The following is an 8,892-nucleotide window of genomic DNA, read 5'->3' as shown; positions in this document are numbered from 1 at the left end:
AGCTTCTCCAGCGGCGCCACCGTTGAGGTGGGTGACGACGGATCGGCACGCGTCGCGGGGAAGGGCTCGAAGGCCGTGGCCAAGCTGCTGGACATGTCTCACGCGCCGCGCGGCAGCTGAGCCGGGCGGCCGATTTCCATGCTGGCGGTCCGCGCCGTCTCTGTTACGGATCTTAAGTCAAAATTTACCGCACTGACGCCATGCCTTCTGCGCTGCCCGGTGTTCCTGCCGGCCTGTTTCGCGTAAGGGTTGGCGATGCGTATTGTCGGGACGATTCCGCTGGTTCTCGCCTCTGGCCTGATGGCCGTCACCTCTGCCCAGGCCGGCGAGGGGAGCTGGATTTCCGGCGACTGGTACCTGACGCTCGGCGCCACCGGTCTCGTTGCCCCGAATTTCGAGGGCGGCAAGAAATATATGCTGAGCGCCCAGCCCATCATCTCGCTCGGCAAGGCAGGGCCGGAGGCGCGTTTCACCTCGCGCAACGACAACATCTCGCTGGCGCTGATCGACGACGGCAGCGTGCGCGCCGGCTTGACCGGCAAGTTCCTGTTCTCGCGTTCCAGCAAGGACGAATTGCAAGGCCTTGATCCGGTGCGCTGGGGCGGCGAGGTCGGCGGCTTCTTCGAATTCTATCCGCTGGATTGGGTGCGGGCCCGGGCGGAGCTCAGACACGGCATCCGCGCCCATAACGGCTTCGTCGCCGACATCGCGGCCGACGCCTTCTACGACGTCACCCCGACCGTCCGCATATCCGGCGGCCCCCGTGTCTCCTTCGCCTCGGCCGGCTATTTCGACGCCTATTACGGCGTCAACGCCACGGAAGCTGCGGCCTCGGGCCTCAGCGAATACCATCCGGGCGGCGGGCTGAAGTCGACCGGGCTCGGCGGCGCGATCACCTGGAAAGTGACCGAGCCGATGACGGCCAGCGTCTTCACCGAATATTCCCGCCTGATGGGGCCGGCGGCCGATTCCAGCCTGGTCAAGGAGCGCGGCGACCGCGATCAGTGGACCGTTGGCGTGTCGACCACCTACCGTTTCAATTTCTCGATGTAAGTCAAAATACCGGCGCTTTGGCTTGAAATCCGCGCTTTATTCCTGCCGCGGCATCCGCTAAAAGCCACGCCATGACGAGCTTTTCGCGCCTTTTTGCGATCGCGATACGAATTACGGGCCCGGTGTTCCGGGCGGCCTAAGCGCCGCCGGAGCCGCCGGGACTTTTGCGCGCGGCCCCCTCGCGCTTTTTCCAGATCATGATAGTTCAACGCCCGAGCTATTTTGCCAACGGGCAATGCACATGGCAGACCAATGACCGACACCCCCGTGACCGATACTGCTGAAACCATCGACTATTCCAAAACGCTTTACCTGCCGCAGACCAATTTCCCGATGCGCGCCGGCCTGCCCGAGAAGGAGCCCGGCCTGGTCAAGCGCTGGCAGGACATGGAGCTTTACCGCAAGCTGCGCGATGAAGCCGCCGGCCGCGAGAAATTCGTGCTGCATGACGGTCCGCCCTACGCCAACGGCAACATCCATATCGGCCACGCCCTCAACAAGATCCTGAAGGACGTCATCAACCGCTCCTTCCAGATGCGCGGCTACGACGCCAACTACGTGCCTGGCTGGGACTGCCATGGCTTGCCGATCGAGTGGAAGATCGAGGAGCAGTACCGGGCCAAGGGCAAGAACAAGGACGAGGTGCCGGTCAACGAGTTCCGAAGGGAATGCCGCGACTTCGCCGCCCACTGGATCAAGGTGCAGGGCGACGAGTTCCAGCGGCTCGGCGTCATCGGCGATTTCGACAATCCCTATACGACCATGGCCTATCACGCCGAGGCGCGGATCGCCGGCGAGCTTTTGAAATTCGCCATGTCCGGCCAGCTCTATCGCGGCTCGAAGCCGGTGATGTGGAGCGTGGTCGAGCGCACCGCGCTCGCCGAGGCCGAGGTCGAATACCAGGACTATGAGAGCGACACGATCTGGGCGAAGTTCCCGGTGGCGAGCCTTGCCCGGCCGGTCGACGCCGCCGATGCCGCGCCGGCGCTGAATGGGACGGCACTCGACCTGCTGGAGGCGCATGTCGTCATCTGGACGACGACGCCCTGGACGCTGCCCGGCAATCGCGCTGTCAGCTTTTCGCCGCGCGTCGCCTATGGCCTCTACGAAGTGACCGCGGCCGAGAACAGCTTCGGGCCGCAGCCCGGCGAGAAGCTGATCTTCGCCGACGCGCTGGCGGAGGACGCCGCTTCCAAAGCCAAGGTCACCTTGAACCGGCTTCACAACGTCTCCCCTGAACAGCTTGCAAGTCTTACGCTTTCGCATCCTTTCAGAGGACTGGGCGGCGGCTACGAGTTCCCCGTGCCGATGATTGCCGGCGAGCATGTCACCGACGATGCCGGCACCGGCTTCGTGCACACCGCGCCCAGCCACGGCCGCGAGGACTTCGATGCCTGGACGGATGCGGTGGCCGAACTCATCAAGCGCGGCGTTGACACCTCGATCCCGTTCCCGGTCGACGATGCCGGTTTCTTCACCAAGGACGCGCCGGGCTTCGGCGCGGACCGCGAGGGCGGCCCCGCGCGCGTCATCGACGACAACGGCAAGAAGGGCAATGCCAACCAGGCGGTGATCGAGGAGCTGATCAAGCGCACCGCGCTGTTCGCGCGCGGCCGGCTGAAGCACAGCTATCCGCATTCCTGGCGCTCGAAGAAGCCCGTCATCTTCCGCAACACGCCGCAATGGTTCGTCTATATGGACAAGGACCTCGGCGACGGCACGACGCTGCGCAGCCGCGCGCTGCAGGCGATCGACGACACGCGCTTCGTGCCGGCGGCTGGCCAGAACCGCATCCGCGCCATGATCGAGGAGCGCCCCGACTGGGTGCTGTCGCGCCAGCGTGCCTGGGGCGTGCCGATCGCCGTCTTCGCCGATGCCGACGGCAATGTGCTGAAGGACGAGGCGGTCAACCAGCGCATCATGGACGCCTTCGAGCAGGAGGGCGCCGACGCATGGTTCGCGCCGGACGCCAAGGAGCGCTTCCTCGGCAACCACGACGCCTCGAAATGGCATCAGGTGACGGACATCCTCGACGTCTGGTTCGATTCCGGCTCGACGCATGTCTTCACGCTTGAGGATCGGCCCGACCTCAAATGGCCGGCCGACGTCTATCTCGAAGGCTCCGACCAGCATCGCGGCTGGTTCCACTCCTCGCTGCTCGAAAGCTGCGGGACGAGGGGCAGGGCGCCTTACGAGACGGTCATCACCCATGGCTTCACCATGGACGAGGAAGGCCGCAAGATGTCGAAGTCGCTCGGCAACACGGTCGTGCCGCAGGACGTGATAAAACAGTCCGGCGCCGATATCCTGCGGCTCTGGGTGGTGACAACCGACTATTGGGAAGACCAGCGGCTCGGCAAGAACGTGCTGCAGACCAATATTGATGCCTACCGCAAGCTGAGGAACACCATTCGCTGGATGCTGGGCACGCTCGCCCATGACGATGGCGAGGACGTGCCGCTGGACAAGATGCCGGAGCTGGAGCGGCTGATGCTGCACCGGCTGTCCGAACTCGACGAGGCGGTGCGCCAGGGCTACGACGCCTTCGAGTTCAAGCGCATCACCCGCGCGCTGCTCGACTTCATGGTGGTGGAGCTTTCGGCCTTCTATTTCGACATCCGCAAGGACGCGCTCTACTGCGACGCGCCGTCCAGCTTGCGCCGCAAGGCGTCGGTGCAGGTCGTGCGCCATCTCTTCGAATGCCTGGTGAAGTGGCTGGCACCGATGCTGCCTTTCACGATGGAAGAGGCCTGGCTCGACCGTCACCCCGAAGCCGCCTCGGTGCATCTCGACCAGTTCCCGGCCATTCCGGATAACTGGAAGAACGAGGCGCTGGCCGAGAAATGGCGCAAGGTCCGGCAGGTGCGCCGCGTCGTCACCGGCGCGCTCGAGATCGCGCGCGCCGATAAACTGATCGGCTCCTCGCTGGAAGCCGTGCCGGTGGTCACCATCGACGATGCGGCGCTGGAAGCAGCCATCGCCGATGTCGACATGGCCGAGATGGCGATCACCAGCGATCTGGTCATCAGCCATGGCAAGGCGCCGCAAGGCGCTTTCACGCTGGATGACGTCAAGGGCGTCGCGGTCGTCGTCGAGAAGGCCGAGGATCGCGGTCTGGTCAAATGCGCGCGCTCCTGGCGCTACACGGCCGATGTCGGGCAGGATCCGGAATTTCGCGATGTCTCGGCCCGCGATGCTGCCGTGCTGCGTGAACTGAGGGCGCTCGGGCGTTTGTAGGTGCATGTCGCCCAAAAGTGTGCAGCGGTTTTGGGCTAGCGATTTGCACCCATCAAATAAGTGCAAAAGTGCCACGCCGGGCGGCGCAAATTCGCCCGCGCGTTGCCCTTGACAAGCGGTTGAGGTAAACACGCGACACTCCGGCAGACAAATTGTCGCCGGATTTCCATCGCAAACGCGGGGAAGAAGGGGACCGCGCCCCTGTGGCCGGTGGCGACCGAAAGGCTTTAAAGTGGGACTTTTTGGCATGACCGAAAGAACGTTTGCGCGCGCCGCGCTGCTGGCGCCGCTTGTGGCATCGGCCATGGCTATGTCGGGCTGCGTCGGCTCTCCGACCTACGGAACCGACAAGACCGCCGCCGAGCAACTCGCCGACGACGTTTCGGGCGCCGTCGCGATCACGCCGAAGCGCCGCGATCCTATCGACTATAAGCCGCGCCCGGACCTGGTGAAGCCCGCGCCGGGACAGAAGGAAACTCTGCCGCCACCGCAGGAAAGCATCCAGACGGCGAGCGCCGACTGGCCCGAATCGCCCGAGGCGCGCCGCGCCCGCATTCGCGCCGACGCGACCGCCCACCAGAACGACCCGAACTACCAGCCGGAAGCGGTCGAGGACGTTCAGACCGACCCGGTGGCGGTGAAGAAGGCTTTGGCCGATTCTGCATCCAGCCATCCGCCGCGCTGGTCGCCGGACGATTCCAGCGCGACCCGAACCGCCGAGATCCAGCGCCGCCTCGCGGAGCAGAAGCAGGGCAATCCCAATGTCCGCAAGTATTTGAGCGAGCCGCCGCTTGCCTATCGTCAGGCCGCCGACACCGCGCCGCAAAACGAGCTCGGCGAGGACGAGTACAAGAAGGAGCGCCGGCTCAAGGCGCAGGCGGAAGGCAAGAAGGGCGGCGGCTGGTTCGACTGGCTGGGGCTGTAAGTGGCGAATAGCGAATAGCGAATAGCGAATAGGTCTCTGTTGCTCACTACTCACGACCTGCTTCTTTGCTACTCACTGCTTGCGTCAACCATTCACCATTCACTGCCATTCCGCCTCTCGCGAAAGAACTCCTTCAGGATGAGGGCCGCTTCGCTTTCGCCCAAGCCGGAATAGACGTCCGGCGCGTGGTGGCAGGTGGGCGAGGCGAAGAAGCGCACGCCGTTGACCACCGCGCCGCCCTTCTCGTCGGCCGCGCCGAAATAGAGCCGGCGGAGTCTCGCGAACGAAATGGCGCCGGCGCACATGGCGCAGGGCTCGAGCGTCACATAGAGATCGTGACCGGTAAGCCGCTCGCTGGCGAGTTGCCGGCAGGCTTCGCGGATCGCCAGCATCTCGGCATGCGCAGTCGGATCGGCCAGCTCGCGCGTGCGGTTGCCGGCCTTGGCCACGACAATGTTGCCGTTGGCGATCACCGCGCCGACCGGCACTTCGCCCCGGCTTGCGGCCGCTTCGGCTTCCTTGAGCGCCAAAGCCATGAAATCCGGCCGCTTCACGCGCTTTGCATTCCGATTACTCCTCGCCACCCGACGGTGATCCTGTTATCTAGCGCGTGACCCTGAAAACCGGAATCGGTTTTTGCCGCGCTGCTGCATGCGCAAATCAAGATGACACTGCCTGCATAACGCGTCCGACCGGGCGCGTACGCCGCGGCAGTCCAAGAAGAGCAAGATCCATATGGACGACGACAAGAAATCATCACGCAAAGGGCCGGGCAAAGGCGGATCGAAACCGACGCCGCGCGGCGACAAGCCGTTCCGCCAGGGAGCGCGTTCGCAGGGCAAGCCCTTCGAGAAGCGCGATGGCGCGCGCAAGCCTTACACGCAGCGTGACGACAGGCCGATGGCCGCCGATGGCGAGCGCCCCGCGCGCGATTTCAAGCGCAGCTACAAGCCGCGCGCCGTCGAGGGCGCGGAACGCGGAGAACGACCGTTCCGCAAAGGGCCGCGCCCCGAGGGAAAGCCGTTCGAAAAGCGCGATGGCGCCCGCAAGCCCTATACGCCACGTGGCGATCGGCCAGCGGCCGCGGAAGGCGAGCGCCGCGATTTCAAACGCAGCTACAAGCCTCGTGACGGGGGCGAAGGTGGAGAGCGTGGCGAACGACCGTTCCGCAAAGGTCCGCCGCGCGACGGCAAACCCTTCGACAAGCGCGAAGGCCGCAAGCCCTACACGCCGCGCGGCGACCGGCCGATGGCCGCCGAAGGCGAACGCGCCGAACGGCGCTTCGATCGCCCCAAGCGCGAGTTCGGCGATCGGCCCAAGCGGGATTTCGGCGATCGGCCCAAGCGCGACTTGGCCGACCGGCCGCAGCGCGAAGACGGAGGCGACTTCGCGCAGCGCCCGAAGCGGGATTTCGCCGATCGAGCGCCGCGCGACAGCGCCGCGAGAAAGCCGGAAGGCGGCTTCAAGCCGCGCCCGCGGCCCTCAGAAGCAGCGCCGGAGGCCGGCGAGCGCATCGCCAAGCGGCTGGCGCGCGCCGGCATCGCCTCGCGCCGCGACGCCGAGGAACTGATCGCCGCCGGCCGCGTCAAGGTCAACGGCAAGGTGCTGTCGTCGCCGGCCTTCAACGTCATGCCCGACGACGTCATCCATCTCGACGGCACGGAGATCCCGCCGATCGAGCGCACAAGGCTGTTCCTGTTCCACAAGCCGGCAGGCGTGGTCACCACCAACCGCGATCCGGAAGGCCGCAAGACCGTCTTCGACGTGCTGCCGGCCGATCTGCCGCGGCTGATGACCGTCGGCCGCCTTGACATCAACACCGAAGGGCTGCTGCTGCTGACCAATGACGGCGGGCTGTCGCGAGTGCTCGAACTGCCGGCCACCGGCTGGCTGCGGCGCTATCGCGTGCGCGTCCACGGCAAGGTCGAGGAGAGCAAGCTCACCGCCTTGCGCGACGGCATTGCCGTCGACGGCGTGTTCTACGGCTCGGTCGAGGCCTCGCTCGACCGCGAGCAGGGCAGCAATGCCTGGCTGACGATCGGCCTGCGCGAGGGCAAGAACCGCGAGGTGAAGAACATTCTCGGCGCGTTGGGGCTGGAGGTGACGCGGCTGATCCGCATCTCCTATGGGCCGTTCCAGCTCAACGAGCTGCCCGAGGGGCACGTGCAGGAGATCAAGGGCCGCACGCTGCGCGAGCAGCTCGGCGAGCGGCTGGTTGAAGAGTCCGGCGCCAATTTCGACGCCGAGATCCAAAAACCGTTCTCCAACAAGCCGGTGCGGCGCAGCGAGCCGCGCCGCGATGAGGACGAGCGGCCGAAATTCACGCGCGAGGGCGACCGCCGGCCGATCGGCGAGGGCGGGCTGATCAAGGCCCGCAAGCGCCGTGAGGGCAGCCGCGACGAGGCGCTGAGCAAGCTTTCGACGAAGCCCGAGCGAGCCTTCGGCGAACGCGGTCCCCAGTCTCGCTTCGACAAGTCTGGCTTCGGCAAGTCTGGCTTCGACAAATCCGAGCGCGGCTTCGGCAAGTCCGAGCGCGGCTTCGGCGGCAGGGCCGGCGGCAAGAAAGGCGAACCGCGGCCGATCGAACCGCCCGGCCAGCGCAAGGCCAAGGTGTGGATGGGGCCGGGCGCGCGTCCAATCGGCAAGGGCAGGGCGGAGGCCGACGCCGCGAAGGCCGCGGAAGCGAAGGCGCGGAAGGCGTCGTTCAGGCCGGGCGGCAAGGGCAAGCCGTTCGGCAAGCCAAGAGACGATCGGCCGGAGGGAAGCGGCGGCGACAGGCCGCGCGGTCCGAAGGGGCCGAGGGGTGGCAATGCGGATCGTCGGCGGTGAGTTTCGCGGGCGTCCGCTGGCGACGCCGCGTTCCAATGCCATCCGTCCGACCACCGACCGCACCCGCGAGGCGGTGTTCAACGTGCTGGCGCATCGCTATGCCGAAAAGCTCGAAGGCGGCCGTGTGCTCGATCTCTTCGCCGGCACCGGCGCGCTCGGGCTGGAGGCGCTGTCGCGTGGCGCCTCCTACTGCGTCTTCATCGAGGAATCGGCGGAAGGGCGCGGGCTGATCCGCGACAATGTCGAGGCCTTCGGACTCACCGGCCGGACCAAAATCTTCCGCCGCGACGCGACCCATTTGGGCGAAGCCGGCACGCTGTCGCCGTTCGGCCTGGTCTTTGCCGACCCGCCCTATGGCAAGGGCCTCGGCGAGCGGGCGCTGCGCTCGGCAAAGGCCGGCGGCTGGCTCCTGCCCGGCGCGCTCTGCGTGGTCGAGGAGGCGGCGTCCGCGCCGTTCGAACCGGGCGCCGGTTTTTCCGTGGTGGACGAGCGCGGCTATGGCGACACGGTGATCCGGTTTATCGAGGTGGGGTGAGGGGCACGTCCCTTCTCCCGCAAGGGAAAAGGAAATGACGCACGCGCCTCGAAAATGACGAAGAAATCACTTTGCCTCGCCATGGAACCTTTTCTATCGTCGCGCGACCGAAACCGGAGCATTTGATGACATTGAACACCAGAGGCCTGCGCGCAGCATTCCTTGCCGGCGCGCTGGCGTTCGCGGCGCAGGCTCCGGCACGCGCTGCCGACGAAGCCGAGGTCAAGGATTTCCTGCTCGAGAACGGCCTGGAAGTCGTCGTCATTCCGGACCATCGCGCCCCGATCGTCACTCATATGGTATGGTACAAGAT

At 66.0% G+C, this 8,892-nt stretch carries 6 protein-coding genes and 1 pseudogene; 6 read left to right on the top strand and 1 reads right to left on the bottom strand.

Annotated elements, in window-relative coordinates; all coding sequences use genetic code 11:
- Window positions 1-255: 255 nt before the first annotated feature.
- From EOA32_RS28500 to EOA32_RS28490, 3 genes are all read left to right on the top strand, one after another.
- The gene (locus tag EOA32_RS28500; protein WP_095778378.1) at window positions 256-1,053 is read left to right on the top strand and encodes a MipA/OmpV family protein; all 798 of its coding nucleotides are present in this window, start codon (window positions 256-258) and stop codon (window positions 1,051-1,053) included.
- A gap of 252 nt (window positions 1,054-1,305) precedes the next feature.
- Window positions 1,306-4,290, top strand: a complete 2,985-nt coding sequence (gene ileS, locus EOA32_RS28495; RefSeq protein ID WP_189407437.1) for an isoleucine--tRNA ligase — start codon at window positions 1,306-1,308, stop codon at window positions 4,288-4,290.
- A gap of 247 nt (window positions 4,291-4,537) precedes the next feature.
- On the top strand, window positions 4,538-5,215 hold the full coding sequence (locus EOA32_RS28490) for a hypothetical protein (protein WP_082980518.1): 678 nt from the start codon (window positions 4,538-4,540) through the stop codon (window positions 5,213-5,215).
- Between the two features lie 92 nt (window positions 5,216-5,307).
- On the opposite strand, the gene EOA32_RS28485 is transcribed toward EOA32_RS28490, so the two are convergent.
- Window positions 5,308-5,769: a nucleoside deaminase gene (locus EOA32_RS28485; RefSeq protein ID WP_066996659.1), complete on the bottom strand. Its 462-nt coding sequence runs from the start codon at window positions 5,767-5,769 to the stop codon at window positions 5,308-5,310.
- Between the two features lie 181 nt (window positions 5,770-5,950).
- Here EOA32_RS28485 and EOA32_RS28480 point away from each other — a divergent pair, with 181 nt between their 5' ends.
- The 3 genes and pseudogenes from EOA32_RS28480 to EOA32_RS28470 all read left to right on the top strand — a co-directional run.
- Window positions 5,951-8,044 (top strand): pseudouridine synthase, encoded by a 2,094-nt coding sequence (locus tag EOA32_RS28480; protein ID WP_128373489.1) that lies wholly within the window; start codon window positions 5,951-5,953, stop codon window positions 8,042-8,044.
- The gene (rsmD, locus tag EOA32_RS28475) at window positions 8,025-8,579 is read left to right on the top strand and encodes a 16S rRNA (guanine(966)-N(2))-methyltransferase RsmD (RefSeq protein WP_128373488.1); all 555 of its coding nucleotides are present in this window, start codon (window positions 8,025-8,027) and stop codon (window positions 8,577-8,579) included. The genes EOA32_RS28480 and rsmD overlap by 20 nt, the downstream gene beginning before the upstream one ends.
- Before the next feature lie 125 nt (window positions 8,580-8,704).
- Window positions 8,705-8,892 (top strand): annotated as a pseudogene (locus EOA32_RS28470) (insulinase family protein); the annotation flags it as partial.

Source organism: Mesorhizobium sp. M1A.F.Ca.ET.072.01.1.1 (assembly GCF_004023325.1).
Taxonomy (GTDB): Bacteria; Pseudomonadota; Alphaproteobacteria; order Rhizobiales; family Rhizobiaceae; genus Mesorhizobium.
This window is presented reverse-complemented; position numbering and strand designations above follow the sequence as displayed.

What these genes read in the sequence shown, in the direction of transcription:
- EOA32_RS28500 (WP_095778378.1), top strand. Translation starts at nt 256, where the DNA reads ATGCGTATTGTCGGGACGATTCCGCTGGTTCTCGCCTCTGGCCTGATG.
- ileS (WP_189407437.1), top strand. Translation starts at nt 1,306, where the DNA reads ATGACCGACACCCCCGTGACCGATACTGCTGAAACCATCGACTATTCC.
- EOA32_RS28490 (WP_082980518.1), top strand. Translation starts at nt 4,538, where the DNA reads ATGACCGAAAGAACGTTTGCGCGCGCCGCGCTGCTGGCGCCGCTTGTG.
- EOA32_RS28480 (WP_128373489.1), top strand. Translation starts at nt 5,951, where the DNA reads ATGGACGACGACAAGAAATCATCACGCAAAGGGCCGGGCAAAGGCGGA.
- rsmD (WP_128373488.1), top strand. Translation starts at nt 8,025, where the DNA reads ATGCGGATCGTCGGCGGTGAGTTTCGCGGGCGTCCGCTGGCGACGCCG.